The organism is Sphingomonas lacunae, assembly GCF_012979535.1.
Lineage (GTDB): Bacteria > Pseudomonadota > Alphaproteobacteria > Sphingomonadales > Sphingomonadaceae > Sphingopyxis > Sphingopyxis lacunae.
In genome coordinates this window covers 855037-872756 of the sequence record NZ_CP053015.1, presented here as the reverse complement: position 1 = coordinate 872756, position 17720 = coordinate 855037, and the positions used below count along the sequence as shown (strand labels likewise).

Here is a 17720-nt window from a genome sequence, read left to right as displayed (position 1 = left end):
CAGCGCGCCGCCGCGTCGCCAGTTCAGCGCTGGCCGGTCAGCAGCGCAGGTGTTTGCGCCTTGCCGGCCTCCCGGTTTTCTCCCGGCTCGATGATGGCGGCTGTCTCGATCAAATCCAGCGCCCGACGGGCGTCGTTGTACCGGCGGGCGTCGTCCAGCCATTGCCGGATCAGTGCGTTGTCGGCGCCAGGCAGGGCCATGACTTCACCAATGGCCTCATCAACCCGCCCGCCTGCGATGGCCCGCTGGGCGCGTTCAAAGCGGCGGACTGGTGCCGCGCTGGGGGCATCGGCCGGGCGAATCACGATCAGGCCGGACAGGCTGTTGCCCATGCGGGTCAGCCAGCCAGCATTGCTGTCGGCCATCGCAACCGGGCGCATGGCGTCCAAACGCCGCAGGAGATCTTCCTGTGTAACCGGTCGTGCAGAGGCGCTGAGGATTGACTGGACAGCATTGGGCTGGCTTTCACCAAAACGGATACGCAGCTGTGCCTCCATCGGGCCAAGCGGCAACCCGCGATCGAGCGCGCGGCGCGCTGCAAAGGCGACAAGGATCGCCTCAGCCTTGGCAGCATTGCCCGAAGCGCTTTCGGCGGTCATCGAAAGGCGAGCGAGCCGTTCTTCTATCTGGGCAATGCGGGCTGTCATGCTGCTGGCATCGGTATTGGTCACAGGTTGTGGCACAAGCGGTTGAGGCGCGGTGGCGACTGGTCGCGCCAGCGGCACCTTGTCACCGGCAGGCAGCAGGGCTGCCGGCGCGGTGCCGCCGGATTGCCGCACCGTCTGCTCATTATAGTAGAGCACCATCCAGCCGCCGCCGACAGCGCCCAGGATCAACGCCAGCAACAGCGCCACCAGCGTCAGCCGCCATTGCGAACGGGGACGGCCCTCCACCGTGGCGGGATAGATGATCGGCTCTGCGACATCGGCGATATTGTCCTGAAAAGCTGTGGTCATGGTTTCGTTTATGCCCCGTATGGCTTTCATCCGCCTTCATGGCACAGCTTGGCGGCCATCGCCACCATCTCCCGGTCATCTGGCATCCCACAGATGCTGACAGACGCCCAGCCCTTGCCCAATGTCCGGGCCACCGGATCGCTGATTGCCACGATTCTGAGTCTGTCGCGTGCCGGTGCAAGTTCGGCCAGTCGGCGAGCTGCTCGCTGGCTGTGAACCAGCACAACCGCAGGTCCGGCGAGCAGTTCCTTGGCCACTGGCAGTCGGCGGGCATGATAAACCGTGACTATAGTCAGATGCAGTGACGCCGGCGGGTCAAGCGGGGTGCGATCTTCACCCGCCAGCCACAGCATCTTTGCGATGGCATGGGCCGCCGCCTCCTGCAACACGGCCTGCGCCCCGCCTTGCCCGATATGCTGTACGCTCAGTCCCGCCGCTGTGGCCGCTGCGGCGGTTGCCGCTCCGACGCACCAGACCGGCAGCGCGGCCAATTTCTCCAGTCCCGGTCCGGCAAAGCGGGGTGCATTGGCGCTGGTCAGCAGCAAGGCATCAAAGTCTGCCGGGTCAGCCGGGGTCCAGGCGATTGGCCCGGCAGCGAACAGCGGCACTGATACCGCATCCAGTCCTGCCGATCGCACCCTCTTGGCTGTATCGCTGGCTCCCGGTTCGGGTCGCAGGATGATCAGCGGCAGGGGTCGGCGCATTGCTGCCTCAGCCAGCGAACAGTCGCCGCACGGCGGGTGCGGCTCGATCCAGCATGTCGTGCGCCAGCACTGCCGGGGTCAAGGCGTCGGAGATCAGCGCGTCGGTCCTGACGACATCGCTTCCATCCATGGCATAGATTTCCCCCCGCAGCCGCATTGCGCCATCCGCTTCGATGGTGGCCAACGCTGCGATGGGTGAACGGCAATCGCCGCCAAGGGCGGCCAGCAACGCGCGCTCTGCCTCGACACAACGGCGGGTAGCCTGATCATCGACAGCGCAGACGAGGGCGCGGACATGGGCATCATCGGCGCGCACTTCCAAGCCGACTGCCCCCTGTGACGGCGCTGGCAGCATGATATCTAGCGGGATGGCGTGACCCGTGTCATGCATCCCCAACCGGTCGAGCCCGGCGGCAGCGAGCAGGGTCGCATCAGCATCGCCCGCCGCGATCTTGCCCAGCCGCGTGCCGACATTGCCGCGCAGCAGGGTGAGCTTAAGGTCGGGCCGCAAGCGGAGCAATTGCGCGCTGCGGCGCGGGCTTGAGGTGCCGATTGTCGCGCCATGTGGCAGCGCATCGATGCTGCTGGCGCCTACGAGCCGGTCCCGGACGTCGGCGCGTGGCAGCATGGCGGCGATTCCAAAGCGGGTGGGACGGATGGTTTCGACATCCTTCATCGAATGAACCGACAGATCAATGTCACCATCGGCGAGCGCCCGGTCGAGTTCGCGGGTCCAAAGGGCTTTCCCGCCAACCTCGGCCAACGCCCGGTCCTGTATCTTGTCGCCGGAGGCGACCATCGGCACCAGCTCGATCGCGTCAGCGGACCAGCCATGCGCGGCCAACAGGGCATCGCGCGCCATCTCTGCCTGGCGCATGGCGAGCGGGGAGGCGCGGGTCCCCAGCCGCAACGGACGATCGGAAAAGGGCTGATTCATGCCATCTCGCCTAGCCCGACTTGCAGGGTGAGGGAAGGGGGGCGTATGGAGAGCCCCCATCGGGGGTAACGAACGGACAGCATGGCCATCATTCTCGGGCTGGAATCAAGCTGCGACGAAACGGCAGCGGCGCTGGTCACATCAGACCGGCGTATCCTCGCGCATGCGCTCGCAGGGCAGGCTGAGGCCCATGCCCCCTTTGGCGGCGTGGTCCCGGAGATCGCGGCGCGGGCCCATGTCGACAAATTGATGCCGTTGATCGAGCAGGCTCTGGCTGACAGCGGAGTCACACTCTCGGACGTGGACGCCATCGCGGCCACTGCCGGGCCCGGCTTGATCGGCGGCGTGATGGTCGGCCTCGTCACTGGCAAGGCGCTGGCCCATGCCACAGGCAAGCCGCTGATCGCGGTCAACCATTTGGAAGGCCATGCGCTGAGCCCGCGTCTGGCCGATCCGGATCTGGCCTTTCCCTATCTCCTGCTGCTTGTATCGGGTGGCCATTGCCAATTGTTGCTGGTCGAAGGTGTTGACCGGTATCGTCGGCTGGCGACGACTATTGATGATGCCGCGGGTGAGGCGTTTGACAAGTCGGCGAAGCTGTTGGGTCTGCCTTATCCGGGCGGTCCGGAGCTTGAAAAGCTGGCCGCCACCGGTGATGCCGCATCTGTACCCTTGCCCCGGCCGTTGCTGGGCAGCTCCGAACCCCATTTCAGCTTTGCCGGGCTCAAGAGTGCGGTCGCCCGGGCGGTGCATTCAGGCGAGCACCGGCCACAGGATATTGCCGCCGCCTTTCAACAGGCGGTGGTGGATTGCCTGATCGACCGGACTGGGCGGGCGATTAAGCGAGCACCGGGAGCAACGGCGCTGGTGGTGGCTGGCGGCGTCGCGGCCAATGGCTCCATCCGTGCCGCGCTGACTGGTCTGGCAGCACACTATGGCCTGCCCTTTGTCGCGCCCCCCATGTGGCTGTGCACCGACAATGCGGCGATGATCGCCTGGGCCGGGGCGGAGCGTTTTGCTGCTGGCCTGACGGATACGCTCGACGTCCCGGCCCGTCCGCGATGGCCGCTCGATCCCGATGCCGAAACGGTGCGCGGTGCGGGGGTAAAGGCATGAGCGCTGCCCAGCCAATCGGTATCATCGGCGGTGGAGCCTGGGGCACGGCGCTGGCCCAGATGGTGGCCAGCGATGGCACAGCTGTGCGCCTGTGGGCCTATGAGGCCGAGGTGGTGGACGCTGTCAACCGGAACCATGCCAATCCGCTGTTCCTGTCGGGTGTAGCACTGCACGCCTCGATTGTCGCGACCGGCGCCATGGCTGACCTGCAGGATTGCGCCGCTGTGCTGGTAGTTGCTCCGGCTCAGCATCTTGGCCGGCTGATCGGTGAGCTGCCTGACCATGGCCAGCCATTGATCCTGTGCAGCAAGGGCATGGAGCAGGGCAGTGCCCGCCTGATGAACGAAGTGGTGGAGGCTGTCGGCTGGTCGGGGCCTGTCGCCGTGTTGTCCGGGCCGACCTTTGCGCATGAAGTCGGTGCCGGTCTTCCGGCTGCGGTGACTCTGGCGGCACAGGACCGCGCAACAGCTGAGGGTCTCGCCGCCCTGCTGGCCCGACCGGCTTTCCGCCCCTATGTTTCGGATGATGTCATTGGCGCCGAAATCGGCGGGGTCGTCAAGAATGTCCTCGCCATTGCCTGTGGCGTGGTCGAGGGCGCGGGTTTGGGTCAGAACGCCAGGGCCGCCTTGATCAGCCGGGGCTTTGCCGAAATGACACGCTATGGCCTCGCGCGTGGCGCCCGACTGGAAACACTGGCCGGTCTGGCTGGTCTGGGAGATCTGGTGCTGACCTGTTCCTCCACCTCGTCCCGCAATTTTTCGCTGGGACGCGGGCTGGGTGAAGGCCGCGATGCCGCCAGCCTGATGGCCGACCGCCGCACGGTGGCGGAAGGGGCATTCAGCGCGGCGGTGCTGGTTGCTGATGCCGGCGCACGTGGTGTCGACATGCCGATTTGCCATGCGGTCGCGCGACTCATCGCCGGTGAAGTGGCAGTGCGCGAGGTCATCGGCGAACTTCTGTCGCGCCCGCTGACAGGCGAAGGCTGGAACCGGCTTGGCTGATCCGGTGGCCCCAGCATCCGCACCGCCGGCGGCGAGCGAGGAAGTCGAGGCTCTCGCCAAGGGCGGGCGGACGAGTGTGTTTGGCTTCATCCTGCGCCTGGTGGCGCGGTTGCCCTTTCTCTATTTCGCAGGCCGCTGGTATGGCCCCGAAGCCCTCGGACGCTTTGCCTATGCTGTGCTGGTCGTCGAATTCGCGGCACAGCTGGCGACGCTCGGGCTCAAGCGCGGTCTGGCCCAGCAATTGTCGGCGACAACGAATACTGATGACCACGCCAATATCGTGTGGGACGCGATGCTGGTCACGCTGCTCGCCTCGGTGGTGCTGGCGGCGCTGTTGATCGCCGTGCCGCAGGTCATGTTCCCCAACAGCGGCATCAACCAGTTTGACCGGCTGTTGCCGCTGATCATCATTGCCATTGCCGGGACAGACATAGCGCTGGCGGCGCTGGCCTATCGCTACAATATCGGGGCGACTGTATGGGCGCGGGCGATTGTCGAGCCGTGGGCCATCAGCATCGCGGCCTTTGCTTTCGCCTTTTATTCGCTCAGGGATGGGCTGATCCTCTCCTATGTTGTGGCAATGCTCGCGGCCTGGGTAACCGCGCTTGTGCCCTTGTTCCGCAGCTATGGCCTGCCGCGCGCGTGGGATCTGCATCCGTTGCGCCTTGTCACTCTGGCGCGGGACAATCTGCCCCTCGCGGGCGCCGATGCGATCGAATGGGGTTCGCGACGCCTTGATCTTGCGGTGCTCGGGCTGTTTGCGTCACCAACAGTTGTCGGCATCTATTATGTTGCGCAACAGGTCGCCTCGCTGCCGCAAAAGCTCAAGTCCAGTTTTGATCCCATTCTTGGCCCGGTCATATCGCGTGGGGTGGCCGAAAACCGGCTGAAGGATGTGGCTGCCCAGGTGGCGCAGGTCGGATTTTGGGTGCTGGCGGCGCAGACAGGCGTTGCCCTGGCGCTGGGCATTCCGGCAGAGGCAGTGATGGGCCTTGCCGGTCCGGGCTTTGTCGCGGGAGCGGGCGCCCTTGCCCTGTTATTGGCGGCGGAGGTGGTCGCCTCAACCGCGGTGACCAGCGAAGCGGCCCTTGTCTATCTCGCACCGCGCCGCAACCTCATATATTCGCTGGCGATGATCACCCTGCAGGGCGCGTTGAGCGTTGCCCTATGCTATGCGATTGCCGTCGGTGACATCCCCGAAATTTGGCATGCGGTGGCTGTGGCGGGTGCGCTTGTCATTGCACTGGCGACTGCGTCTGTCATCAAGGCTCACAGCCTTGCCCGCCTGTGCGACGCACCGGTGCATGGTTGGCGAGCGGCGTTGTTCTTTGCTGCAGGTGGAGCGATGCTGTTGGGCTACGGCGCGACGCAGTTGCCCGAATGGGCGGAATTGATCCTTGGCGTGCCCATTATCCTGGGCATCTATGGCTGGATCATCTGGACCCGCGGCTTTGGTCCGGCAGACCGGGCGCTGCTCAAATCCGGAAAGAAAGGCTGAACGGCTCAGCCCAATTTGGTATCGACCAACGCGCGCAAATCCTCCTGGGCGCGGGGACCGACCTGGGCAATGATCGAGCGGGCACACACAGCGCCCATGGTCAGGCACTGGTCGATCGACCGTCCTTCGGCCAGCCCCGCCAGCACACCTGCGGCGAACAGGTCACCAGCGCCAGTGGTGTCGACCACCTTGTCAATCGGCTCGGCGGCCACATGGGTCACGACGCCGTTTTCAACGGCACAGGCGCCATGTTCTCCACGGGTCGCGATCAGCAGTGGCACCTTGGCAGCCACGGCGGCGACCGCAGCATCAAACTCTTCTGTACCTGCCAGTGCAGTGATCTCGGCTTCGTTGGCAAACAAAATGTCGATTTGACCGGCCTCGCTCATCTGGCGGAAGTCATCGCCATGCAGCGCCACGACAAAGCTGTCTGAGAGGGTGAAGGCGACCTTGCGGCCTGCCCCCTTGGCCATGGCGATGGCTTCGGCCATTGCTTCGCGCGATGCATCGGCGTTCCACAGATAGCCTTCGAGATAGAGCACTGCGCCGTCGGCGATGACTTTGGCATCAAGCGCCTGTCGGCCAAGATTCTGCGAGGCACCAAGGAATGTGTTCATCGTCCGCTGACCATCCGGCGTCACGAGGATCAGGCAGCGTGCGGTCGGCGGCTCGGCCGGACCGACGGGTGTTTCGAAATGGACGCCAAGCGAGGTCAGATCGTGGCGGAATACCTTGCCCAACTGGTCATCGGCCACCATGCCGATAAAGCTGCACGTGCGGCCCAATGCGGCCATGCCGGCGAGGGTATTGGCTGCTGAGCCACCGGACATTTCTATGCCGGGACCCATGGCGGCATAGAGATTCTCGGCTTCACCGGTATCGATGAGCCGCATCGAGCCTTTGTCGAGACCGCGTTCAGTGATGAAATCATCTTCGGCGCGGGCGATCACGTCGACAATCGCATTGCCGATGGCGACAACGTCGAAACGCGGGGTGCTGGTCATGGACGGGGTAGGCTCCGGTTGATGTGCCGCAGTGGCAAAGTCCGCGCCTTAGGCCAAGTGGTGGCGCAGGCCAAGGGCATCGGATGGGCTAAAGCGCAGTTGCGTCTCAATGGCTTGCCATCGCGCCATTGACCTTTGCTCACCGGCGGGGGCATGTCTCCCGCGATGCTTTACGCCATGACCCTCGCCTTTCGCCAACTTGGTCATCCGGCGACGTTGCGGCTTGTCCTATGGGTCGCATTGATCACTCTGCTTATCTTTGCCGTCCTGGGCCTCTTGGGAGGCTGGGCGGCCCAGCGCTGGATCCTGCCTGCCTTGACCGACAATGCCGGCGGATGGGTTGGAGCATTGTTGCTCATTCTGTACGTGCTGGCGGCTTTTTTCCTGTTCCGCAGCCTTGCCGTAGCCGTGATGGGCCTGTTCACTGATGGCATTGTCGCTTCGGTGGAGGAGGAGCATTATCCAGAAGCAGCAGCCCGCGCTCGTCATGTCTCCTTTGCCATGGGCCTGCGCCTGGGCCTTGCTTCGCTGGGTCGAGCCATTGGCTGGAACCTGTTGGCCCTTCCATTCTACATCGCCCTGATAATCACCGGCATTGGTCCCTTTGTCCTGATGTGGCTGGTCAATGCCGTACTGCTGGCGCGCGATTGTGAAGCCATGGTTGCCGCTCGACACCCTACAGGCCCATCGCGTCCGCTGGACAGCCGCCGACGCTGGTTGCTTGGCCTGAGCACATCGGCACTGTTCCTGATTCCTGTCGCCAACATCTTTGCCCCATTGTTCGGGGCCGCGCTGGCGGTCCATTTGTTGCACCTGCCCCCGCGTGCAGCCCATCCGGAGCATCGCTCGTGACCAGACATCTCCGTTCCCTGGCAGTCCTTATGTTGCCACTGACGCTCGCAGCTTGTGGCGGGGCAACGGCCACTGGCCCAGCCGGTCGTGGTCCGGTGACGGCGGGTCAATTGCCGCCAACCAATCTGCATCGGGACGGAACCTTGCCGGGCCGCACGCACAATGACGCTGGTGGTGGCGGACAGGTAATGGGCCGCACCGCGGCCCAGTTGATTCGCGATTTTGGCACGCCCCGGCTTGATGTCACCGAAGGCCCCGCACGCAAGCTGCAATTCGCCGGGGATCGGTGCGTCATGGACGCCTATCTCTACGCTCCGCGCGCGGGCGCAGAACCGGTCGCCAGCCATGTCGACACGCGCAGTCCCGACGGTGCCGATGTTGCCCGTGACGCCTGTATCGCCACCTTGCCCAGGCGCTGAGTCAGGACAATTGGCCGAGTGCCCAATACGCGGCATCGGCGACCACCGGGTCGGCGTCTTGAGTCAATTGATTCAGCTTCGGAGCCAATGACGCGTCGCCACTGTTGCCCGCTGCGATGGCTGCGTTGCGTACCATGCGATTGCGGCCGATGCGCTTGATGGGTGATCCGGCAAAGATGGCGCGGAATGCGATATCGTCCATTGCCAGCAAGTCGGCCAATTTGGGCGCTACCAGTTCGGCACGGGGCAGGAAAGCGCGATTGGCTGCCGCGCTTTGCGCAAACTTGTTCCATGGGCACACCGCCAGGCAATCGTCGCAGCCATAGATGCGATTGCCGATGGCGCGCCGGAACTCGTGCGGGATAGGCCCCTTATGTTCGATTGTCAGATAGGAAATGCAGCGTCGGGCATCGACGCGATAAGGGGCGGGAAAGGCGTCGGTCGGGCAGGCGCGCTGGCAGGCGTCGCAACTGCCGCAACTGTCGCGACCGGACACATCAGCTTTCAGGTCCAAACTGGTGTAGATTGCACCAAGGAACAACCAGCTGCCATGCTCGCGACTGACGATGTTGCTATGCTTGCCCTGCCAGCCAAGGCCCGCCGCTTCGGCCAGGGGCTTTTCCATCACAGGAGCGGTATCCACAAAGACCTTCAGCGGGGCGTCGGGTGCCATCGCCACCATGTCGCGCGCCATGGCTTTCAGCGCGCGCTTGACGACATCATGATAGTCCTGCCCCTGCGCATAAACCGAAATGCGCCCCCGGTCGGTCACCCTTTCCAGTGCCAGCGGGTCATGTGCCGGCGCATAACTCATGCCCAGCATGATGACGCTTTGGACGTCAGGCCACAGTCCCCGCGGGCTGGCGCGTTCATCGGCCCGGCTTTCCATCCACAGCATGTCGCCATGACATCCATCGGCCAGCCATTGGCGAAGCCGCTCGCCGGTGCGCGGGGCAGCGTCGGCACGGGCGATGCCGCAGGAAACAAAGCCATGCGCTGCGGCAAAGGTCCGGATCCTGCGGGCCAACTCTGCTGGATCAGTGCGTTGCGGGGCGAGGGTGGCAGCTGCCGTCATGAGATTCTTTACATCCGGCTTGTAATGCGAAGCATAATCCGCTGCATCATGGCGCGGGTCGCGCGATAAAGCGACGGCAAATCGGTCCGTTGCGCAGGGACAGTGGGGGCTGGATTGGACGAAGCGGTTGTTATTGCCAAGGGGCTCGGCAAGAGTTTCGGCGGCTATAGAGCGGTCGAAGGCATAGACCTCACCATTCCCAAGGGCGCGATTTTCGGTGTGCTGGGGCCCAATGGCGCGGGCAAGACGACGACGCTGAGAATGCTGCTCGGCGTGATTGACCCGGACAGTGGCGAGCGGCGCCTGCTGGGTTCCGACCGTCCGCGCAGTGTTGCGGCACGGGTCGGTTATCTGCCCGAGGAGCGCGGACTCTACCCCGGCATGTCAGCGCGCGATGCCATTGCCTTCATGGGCGCGCTTCGCGGATTGCCCTGGAAGGAAGGACGGGAGCGAGCTGACGAACGCCTGGCGACGCTCGGGCTTGCCCATGCCACTGGCGAGAAGATCCGGAAATTGTCGAAGGGCATGGCGCAAATGGTCCAGGTGGTCGGCGCGCTGGTGCATGATCCCGAACTGATCGTGCTCGACGAGCCCTTTTCCGGTTTGGACCCGGTCAACCAGGGCCGGCTGGAGAATCTGATCCTGGCACAGCGGGACCGGGGGGCAACGATAATCCTGTCGACCCATGTCATGGGGCATGCGCAGCGCTTGTGCGACGGGCTGGCGATCATTGCCGGCGGTCAGTGCCGATTTCGTGGCACCGTCGACGAAGCGCGGGCGATGTTGCCGCTTGGTGTCCGCTATCGACCGCGTCTGACAGGCGATATGGCATCGCTGGCGGCGATGCTCCCCGATGGCGCCGAACAGCGTGACGGAGAATGGCATTTCAACTTGCCCGACGACGGTGTCGAGCCGTTGCTGACCGCGTTGGTCGCCGGCCATCACGGAGTCGAGGGCCTGTCGATTGAACGGCCCGGTCTGCATGAGGCTTTTGTCCGCATTGTCGGACAGAGCCGGGATGAGCGCCATGGGGAGACCCGGACATGAACCTGTTCCGCGAATCACTGGTCGTTGCCCGGCGCGATTTTCTGTCGATTGTCGCGACACCGACGTTTCTTCTGTTCCTGCTGGCTCCGCTGCTGATGGTCGGTTTTGCGACCATTGGCGGCGTAAGTGCGGGGCAAGTTGTCAAGAATGCCGAGGATATGGATCGGCTGATGATCATTGTGCCCGCCATGGAACGGCCCGCCTTTATCGAAACGGACCGCCGTTTGCGCAGCCTGATGCGCAAGCCGCCACTGGTAGAGGTGCGCGATGTCGCCAGCACCAGTGAAGCGGCGATCGCCCGCTGGCGTGACGATGGCGCGGTGCTTGCCATATTGACGGGCACGGCGGCCAATCCGGTGATTGCCCAACGGGACAAGCAAGGCGCCGCTGGCACCTACCTCGCCACCCTGGCAGAAGCCGTTGCGCGCGAAGGCCTGACCGGGGCGGCCGATCCCGCCGCTGCAAGCCGGCCACGTTTCACTGAACTGGAAGCTCGCGGGCCAGGCAAGGCAGCGCGCTCGGCGCTGGCTTATGGCGCGGTGTTCACATTGTTTCTGCTGACCTTGTTGCTTGCGGGCCAGACGGTCAGCATGCTGGCCGAGGAAAAAGGCAACAAAGTCATAGAGATATTGGCAGCTGCCATCCGTCTGGAAAGCGTCTTCTTTGGCAAGCTGCTTGGCATGCTGGGCGTGGCGCTGCTGTTCATCGGCTTTTGGGCTACCCTCGTCGGCCTTGGTGCCGGCCTGGTGCTGGTGCAGGCACCCGCCGATGTGCTGGCAACGCTGACGCTGGCGCCTGCCTTGGGCTGGCCCCTGTTCCTGATACTGGGCCTGCTCTATTTCCTGATGGCCTTCCTGCTGCTCGGTGCAGTGTTTCTGGGCATTGGCGCGCAGGCTGGCACGGTGCGCGAAATCCAGTTGCTTTCGCTGCCCATCACTTTCCTTCAGGTCGGGATGTTCGGCCTGGCCAGCGCCGCCGCCAATGCCCCCGGAACCCAATTGGCGACGATCGCGCAATGGCTGCCCTGGTCCTCGCCCTTTGCCATGGCCGCGCGTGGCGCGACTGATGCCTCGCTGTGGCCCCATGTGGTTGCGCTGGGTTGGCAGGCGCTGTGGGTGGCCATCACCATTTGGCTGTCGGTCAGGATATTCCGCGCCGGTGTTTTGCGTTCGGGCGGCAGCTGGTGGCCGTGGGGCAATCGCGCGTCGGCACCTGTCGCGGAGGACAGGGTGGCCACATAGTTGACAATCATGTCAACAATGGCATTCTTGGCAGCAAGAACAGACTGGCAGGCCCGTATCGCGGGGATTCGCCGGCGCCCCCCCGACCTATGCTTCCGGAGAGAATGCCATGGCTACTGCACCTGCCGAAATGCCCGTTTCCGAGCGGTTTGAAGACGTTACCCTGCCTGAATTGTGGGGTGAAGATCGCTGGCGTGAACCCTTTGCGGCATTGCGTGCCGATGGCGGCATCCATTATTTCGAGGATTCGCATTTCGGCCCCTATTGGGCGATCACCACCGCCAAGCCGATCATCGAGATTGAAAGCCGGGCCGACGTCTTTTCGTCCGAAGGCAATTTGGGTGGCATCACCCTTGCCGGCCAGGGGATTCAGAATCTCCAGTCCTACGAAGTGCCAATGCCGATGTTCATCGCCATGGATGAACCCAAGCACAGCGAACAGCGCAAGACCGTCGCGCCTTCGCTCGGGCCGTCGCCAGTCGCTGAAATGCGCGCCGATGCTATTGCCCGCACAGGCGCCGTGCTCGACGAACTGCCGCTCGGCCAGACATTTGACTGGGTCGACAAGGTGTCGATGGAATTGACCACCCAGATGCTGGCACGATTGTTCGACTTCCCGTGGGAAGACCGTCGCAACCTGGCGATCTGGTCCGATATTCTCGGCGACATCGAGAGTTTTGCCGACGAGGAAAAGCGCAAGCACCGTCTGGGCGTGGCCTATGAGATGGGCGCTGCCTTCCACGCGCTGTGGGAACGCAAGAAGACCCAGCCACCGGGCAAGGACATGACCTCCGCGATGCTGCATTCGCAGACCATGAGCAATATGGAAGAAGGCGAATTCATCGGCAACATGATCCTGCTCATCGTCGGCGGCAATGATACGACCCGGCACAGCATGTCGGCCTATGCCCACACGATGAACATGTTCCCGGGTGAGCGTGACAAGGTTGAAAATGACCCGTCGATCATCGCCAATGCCGTGCAGGAAATCGTCCGTTGGCAGACACCGCTGGCGCACATGCGTCGTACCGCGCTGAGCGACTATGTGCTCGACGGTCATCAGATCCGCGCTGGGGACAAGATCGGCATGTGGTATGCCTCGGCCAACCGCGACGAGAGCGTGTTCCCCGATGGCGAGACGATCAAGGTTGATCGCGAGAACGCCCGGCGTCACCTGTCCTTCGGTTATGGCATCCACCGCTGTGTCGGCGCCCGCGTCGCCGAGCTCCAGTTGCAGGTGCTGATCGAGGAAATGAACAAGCGCCGCCTGCGCGTCCATATCGAAGGCGAGCCGGACTATAATCCGTCCTGTTTCGTCCATGGCTATCGCCACCTGCCAGTCAGTCTTGAGCGCTACTGACTGAATAGGCAGCGGACATGCATTCGGCCCTTGACGCAACCGCGCCAAGGGCCGACCTGTTTCCGGCATGACCCAAGACAGCGATTCCATTGACTCCGTCACCGTCCGTCTGAACCGTCGAGACCTGGTCGGCGGGACACTGATTTTGGGCGCCACTTTGGCAATTGGTGCAACCAGCGCCTGCGCGCAGGAAGCACCACGCTTTCCTGTGCGTTTCAGTGACGCTGAATGGCGTCGTCGCCTGACACCGATGCAATATTATGTTCTGCGTCAGGAAGGGACCGAACGGCCTTTTGCCCACCCGCTCAACAATGAACATCGCGCCGGTCGCTACCTCTGTGCCGGTTGCGCCAATCCTCTTTTCTCCTCGGCGACGAAATTTGACAGCGGAACTGGCTGGCCGAGCTTTTTTGCACCACTGCCCCGCGGTGTGGAGACATCTCGCGATTTCTCGGCTGTCTTTCCCCGCACCGAAGTGCATTGCGCCCGCTGCGGCGGGCACCTTGGCCATGTCTTTGACGACGGGCCGCGCCCGACCGGCAAGCGTTATTGCATGAACGGCTCTGCGCTGACGTTTCGCCCTACGGCGGCGGCCGGGTAAAAGGTGCGCCGACGAGCAGCTGTTGTCTCTGAAATTTTATTTCTCGACTTTGATTGCTTTGTTCACAGGCCACGCCTATATGGCGAGGAGTGAAAACGATGCACGGGCCCAATGCCCGGCATGATACGGCAGCGTGATTGCCCACCCGAGACAGGGTGAGGCCAGCCGGACACCGTTTTCGCCATCCAAGAGATTGTCCCTATCACGCGGGTCGGTTTCAGACCCGCACGCACGTGCGCCCTGTCTGGCCCCCCGCCGCATTTGTGCTGGCGATGCCTGTGCAGAGCGGACGCTCGTGCACCACGAAAGACTACACCCATGACTACTTTCCAATCACTCGGCCTGTCCGAACCCCTGCGCAAGGCGCTCGCCGCCAAGGGCTATGAGACGCCGACACCCATCCAGCTTCAGGCCATTCCGCCGGTTCTCGAAGGTCGCGACCTTTGCGGCATCGCACAGACCGGGACAGGCAAGACCGCTGCCTTTGCCTTGCCTAGCCTCGACTGGCTCGCTCGCAATCCGGGTCTGCCGCCGAAGCGTTCGGCCCGAATTCTTGTGCTTTCGCCGACCCGTGAACTCGCTGCCCAGATTGCCGAGAGCTTTCGTGATTATGGCCGCTTCCAGCGCCTTTCGGTCGCCTGCGTGTTCGGCGGCGTGCCCATCCAGAAGCAGATCCGCGCCCTGGTTTCGGGCGTCGACGTGCTCGTCGCCACGCCCGGCCGCCTGCTCGACCTGATTGACCAGCGCGCAGTACATCTCAAGGGTGTCGAAATCTTCGTCCTCGATGAAGCCGATCAGATGATGGATCTCGGCTTCATCGTGCCGATCCGCAAGGTCCACGGCTTGCTGCCGCAGCAGCGCCAGACCCTGTTCTTTTCGGCCACCATGCCAAAGGCGATTGCCGATTTGGGCAGCGCCTTCCTGACCGATCCGGTCAAGGTGTCAGTGACCCCTGCTGCAACCACGGCGGAACGCGTGCGCCAGCTGGTGACTTTTGTTGACCAGAAGGAGAAAGCCGCGCTGCTCGCCATCGCCCTCAAGCAGGAACCGATCGACCGGGCGCTGGTATTCACGCGCACCAAACATGGTGCTGACCGGGTGGTCCGCCAGCTCGCCGCCGTTGGCTTGGGCAGCGTTGCCATTCATGGCAACAAGAGTCAGGCACAAAGGACCACAGCGCTCCAGGCATTTCGTGATGGTCGCGTGCGCATTCTGGTGGCGACCGACATTGCCGCGCGGGGCATCGATGTGTCGGGTGTCAGCCATGTGTTCAACTATGAGCTGCCCAATGTACCTGACCAATATGTCCACCGCATCGGTCGCACGGCCCGCGCGGGTGCGGAGGGCGTCGCCTACAGTTTCTGCGCCGGGGACGAGAAGCCCTATCTGCGCGATATCGAACGGCTCACCCGCATCAAGCTGGAGGTTGTGCCCTTGCCCGAGAATTTCGTGGCACAGGTGAATGCCATGCCAAAACCGGCTCCGGCCCGTCCCGAACGGGACCCGCGTGCCGGCAATCGCGGGCATTCCGGAAGGGGGCAGGCCGCGAACCGGCGAGAGGAGGGGGATCGTCCGCGCAACTACAACCGCCGCAAGGGCCCGGTTGGCGCCCATCGCGGCAAGGTGACGCGCGCCGGTTGACTATGGTCAGGGCTTGATTTGCCAGGCGCGCAACTGTGCGCCCTGCCCCAGCGGTAGCGGATCGAGCCCGTCCAGCGCCTCTCCCCGGCTCAGTCGTGCGGCCAGGCCATCGGGTGCCACCCGCCGAAAGGTGGCCGTTTCCGGCGCATGTGGACAAATGACGATCAGGGTCGCTGCGCTGCGTCGGGCCATTGCCTGTGCCTGGTCTGCAGGGCCGATAAAGGTGTTGATCGTCATTGCCATGGCCGCATTGTTGCGATGGTGGCCAGTGGCGACCACGCTGTGTGGAGTACGTTGCAGCAAATCCGGACCGATATCGAGCGGAGCAAGGATGGTTGTGGTGGGCATTGCGTTGAGTGCCGCGACGCTGACCGGATCGACGCAGCTGGTACCCAGTCCGCCATTGCCGCCGGCCGCGGCCGTCGAGGATGATGGCGCTATGGCGCTGATCATTATCGCCGCAGCCATGCCAGCTAGCGGGGGCACCGCGATGAAAGCTGCGAGTGATGCACCGATGCGTGGCACTGTGGATGTCATCGCCCTGGCGCGATCCCACAGCATCAGGCCCAGCGCGGCACAGCCGGGCAGTGCGATCATCTGGGCGGTCGACGCGGTGCGCAGCACCATCAGTGACAACAGGCCTGTGCCAAGCAAAGTTGCACAAATGATCAGCCAGCGATGCCGTGATTCCTCGTCCGATGCGGTGCGCCACGCCATGATGCTCCCGATCAGGCCGACACATGTCGGGCCAATGGCAAATCCCGAGACCCTGTCGAGCGGGTTCCAAAGTGGCAGGCCTTCGCGGACATGGTCATACCAATAGGCCTTGACCACCGGGTCGAGGGCGGCAAACGGACCGGCCGTGCAGCCGGGTTCGATCAGCAGCAGCGTCGCACCAGATGCCGCACCGGCAACGCCCAGCATTCCGATCCGCCACCACCGGGCCTGCGCTCCTGTCGGCAGCCAAGGCATGACTGTTGCAAGCAACAGCGCCGCGACGCCCAGCGCACCGAGCCAGGGCAGTGACAGCGCATCACACCAGCTTTCAGTCAACGAGGACACACCGCGTGTTGCCGTTTGCAATGCGATCGCACCCCCTGCCAACGCCACCATATAGGCCTTTAGCCGCAGGGCGGTGCCGGGCCGGTCGGTCCAGGCCCAGTCGAGCGCAAAAAGGGCTGCGAACAGGGCAACCGCAGGCAGCCCTTCCAGCGAAATGGCCAGATGCGTGGCGGCAAACAGGCCGGCCAGCATGCCCCGCAGCGCCGTCGCCGGGCGCAGCATCAGATGCACTATCGCCAAGGACAGCAGGACTTGCGCATTGTGGTGGTCGACGCGCAGTGGGGTGAACTGGTAAATGATGACATAGTTTGTCGCCGCCAGTGCGGGCACAAGCAGGGTCAGCCGTTGGTCACCCAGACTGGCGGCACAGCGCACAAGCAGGGCAAACAAAAGGCCCAACAGCGCCAGTGGCCACAGGCAGGCAATGATCCGTTCAGCCAGATCGGGTCCGGTCAAGGGGGAGAGGAGGGCGATCCCTGTTGCCAGCGGCAGATCAATCAGCCGCGACCAATGCATCAGCCCGCCGCCGCCGGCCGGATTTATGCGATATTGTGAAACATCCCACCAGCTTTGCCCGCCAAGCAGGTCGCGAACTTGCACCAGTCGCAATGCGTCGTCAGGGTTGTTGGTTTGCAGCGTGGCAATATCACCCCACTGGGCGAACAGCAGCAACCCTGCCGTCAGCAGCCACAGCAACAGCGCTACGCGCGATGGCGTCAACCATGACAAGCGTTCCGTATCCATGGGTTCAGGCACGGAAGACGACATGACGTCGCAGCATGTAGGTAGCTTGAAAACTGACGATGATCGCCGCCAGCTTGGCCAGGCGCGGGTCAAATCCGGCCATATCGGCCGCTCCGACGATTGCCATGGTTATGGCAAGGCCGACCAGCGCCGATCCGACGAACAGCGCCTTTTGTGCATTGCGTTGGCCGGTACCGCGGGCTGCCGCATTTTCGGCAAATACGGTCCGGCTGGAAATGAGCCAGTGCACGGCAATGCCGGTGCAATAGCCGATTGCCGATGCCATCACCGCCGCCATCCCCATATGGAACAGCAGCATGAACAGTCCGGTGTCGGTCAGCAGGGCAATGATGCTCGCCAGCAGATAGCGCAGCCAGGTAACCTCACCCCGCATGGCCGCGGTCATCAGTGCAACCAAACGCGCGATGATTCCCCGCTGCATCGCCGTCCCTTCTGTGGTCA

At 63.6% G+C, this 17720-nt stretch carries 17 protein-coding genes; 10 read left to right on the top strand and 7 right to left on the bottom strand.

From position 1 onward, the window contains the following. Positions 1–23: 23 nt before the first annotated feature. From GV829_RS04025 to hemC, 3 genes are read right to left on the bottom strand one after another with little or no spacing between them, the layout of a single operon-like run. A complete protein-coding gene (locus GV829_RS04025) occupies positions 24–956 on the bottom strand; it encodes an MICOS complex subunit MIC60 (protein ID WP_246203025.1) in 933 nt (310 codons plus the stop codon). Positions 957–982: 26 nt separating this feature from the next. Next, entirely contained in the window at positions 983–1660 is a 678-nt protein-coding gene (locus tag GV829_RS04020) for a uroporphyrinogen-III synthase (protein ID WP_169944053.1), read from the bottom strand. Between the two features lie 7 nt (positions 1661–1667). Further along, on the bottom strand, positions 1668–2597 hold the full coding sequence (hemC, locus tag GV829_RS04015; protein ID WP_169944050.1) for a hydroxymethylbilane synthase: 930 nt from the start codon (positions 2595–2597) through the stop codon (positions 1668–1670). A gap of 81 nt (positions 2598–2678) precedes the next feature. Here hemC and tsaD point away from each other — a divergent pair, with 81 nt between their 5' ends. The 3 genes from tsaD to GV829_RS04000 are packed head-to-tail and all read left to right on the top strand — an operon-like array spanning position 2679 to position 6212. Further along, on the top strand, positions 2679–3713 hold the full coding sequence (tsaD, locus tag GV829_RS04010) for a tRNA (adenosine(37)-N6)-threonylcarbamoyltransferase complex transferase subunit TsaD (protein ID WP_169944047.1): 1035 nt from the start codon (positions 2679–2681) through the stop codon (positions 3711–3713). Then, entirely contained in the window at positions 3710–4714 is a 1005-nt protein-coding gene (locus GV829_RS04005; RefSeq protein ID WP_169944043.1) for an NAD(P)H-dependent glycerol-3-phosphate dehydrogenase, read from the top strand. Before tsaD ends, GV829_RS04005 begins: the two co-directional genes overlap by 4 nt. A gap of 4 nt (positions 4715–4718) precedes the next feature. Then, positions 4719–6212 (top strand): lipopolysaccharide biosynthesis protein, encoded by a 1494-nt coding sequence (locus GV829_RS04000; protein ID WP_425505459.1) that lies wholly within the window; start codon positions 4719–4721, stop codon positions 6210–6212. Positions 6213–6217: 5 nt separating this feature from the next. Here GV829_RS04000 and GV829_RS03995 read toward each other — a convergent pair whose 3' ends face one another. Then, positions 6218–7216 carry an adenosine kinase gene (locus GV829_RS03995; protein WP_169944037.1) on the bottom strand — a complete coding sequence of 333 codons (999 nt, stop codon included), beginning with the start codon at positions 7214–7216 and terminating at the stop codon, positions 6218–6220. Positions 7217–7369: 153 nt separating this feature from the next. On the opposite strand from GV829_RS03995, the gene GV829_RS03990 reads away from it, so the two are divergent. Both GV829_RS03990 and GV829_RS03985 read left to right on the top strand, forming a co-directional pair. Beyond that, positions 7370–8068 carry an EI24 domain-containing protein gene (locus GV829_RS03990; RefSeq protein WP_246203023.1) on the top strand — a complete coding sequence of 233 codons (699 nt, stop codon included), beginning with the start codon at positions 7370–7372 and terminating at the stop codon, positions 8066–8068. Continuing rightward, positions 8065–8487, top strand: coding sequence for a hypothetical protein (locus GV829_RS03985; RefSeq protein WP_246203021.1), 423 nt, complete (start codon positions 8065–8067; stop codon positions 8485–8487). The genes GV829_RS03990 and GV829_RS03985 overlap by 4 nt, the downstream gene beginning before the upstream one ends. A 1-nt stretch (position 8488) precedes the next feature. Here the strand turns inward: GV829_RS03985 and queG are convergent, their stop codons facing one another. Further along, entirely contained in the window at positions 8489–9562 is a 1074-nt protein-coding gene (gene queG / locus GV829_RS03980; protein ID WP_169944035.1) for a tRNA epoxyqueuosine(34) reductase QueG, read from the bottom strand. A gap of 114 nt (positions 9563–9676) precedes the next feature. Here queG and GV829_RS03975 point away from each other — a divergent pair, with 114 nt between their 5' ends. The 5 genes from GV829_RS03975 (at position 9677) to GV829_RS03955 (ending at position 15452) form a co-directional block, all read left to right on the top strand. Continuing rightward, entirely contained in the window at positions 9677–10609 is a 933-nt protein-coding gene (locus GV829_RS03975; RefSeq protein ID WP_169944032.1) for an ABC transporter ATP-binding protein, read from the top strand. Further along, the gene (locus tag GV829_RS03970) at positions 10606–11850 is read left to right on the top strand and encodes an ABC transporter permease (protein ID WP_169944030.1); all 1245 of its coding nucleotides are present in this window, start codon (positions 10606–10608) and stop codon (positions 11848–11850) included. Before GV829_RS03975 ends, GV829_RS03970 begins: the two co-directional genes overlap by 4 nt. A gap of 109 nt (positions 11851–11959) precedes the next feature. Beyond that, entirely contained in the window at positions 11960–13210 is a 1251-nt protein-coding gene (locus GV829_RS03965) for a cytochrome P450 (protein ID WP_169944027.1), read from the top strand. Positions 13211–13277: 67 nt separating this feature from the next. After that, positions 13278–13811 carry a peptide-methionine (R)-S-oxide reductase MsrB gene (msrB, locus tag GV829_RS03960; protein WP_169944025.1) on the top strand — a complete coding sequence of 178 codons (534 nt, stop codon included), beginning with the start codon at positions 13278–13280 and terminating at the stop codon, positions 13809–13811. A gap of 318 nt (positions 13812–14129) precedes the next feature. Next, on the top strand, positions 14130–15452 hold the full coding sequence (locus GV829_RS03955) for a DEAD/DEAH box helicase (protein WP_169944022.1): 1323 nt from the start codon (positions 14130–14132) through the stop codon (positions 15450–15452). Between the two features lie 6 nt (positions 15453–15458). Here the strand turns inward: GV829_RS03955 and GV829_RS03950 are convergent, their stop codons facing one another. Both GV829_RS03950 and GV829_RS03945 read right to left on the bottom strand, forming a co-directional pair. Further along, complete coding sequence (locus GV829_RS03950) at positions 15459–17258, bottom strand: hypothetical protein (RefSeq protein WP_169944020.1); 1800 nt, start codon at positions 17256–17258, stop codon at positions 15459–15461. A gap of 4 nt (positions 17259–17262) precedes the next feature. Beyond that, positions 17263–17700, bottom strand: a complete 438-nt coding sequence (locus GV829_RS03945; protein WP_246203019.1) for a GtrA family protein — start codon at positions 17698–17700, stop codon at positions 17263–17265. Positions 17701–17720 lie beyond the last annotated feature (20 nt).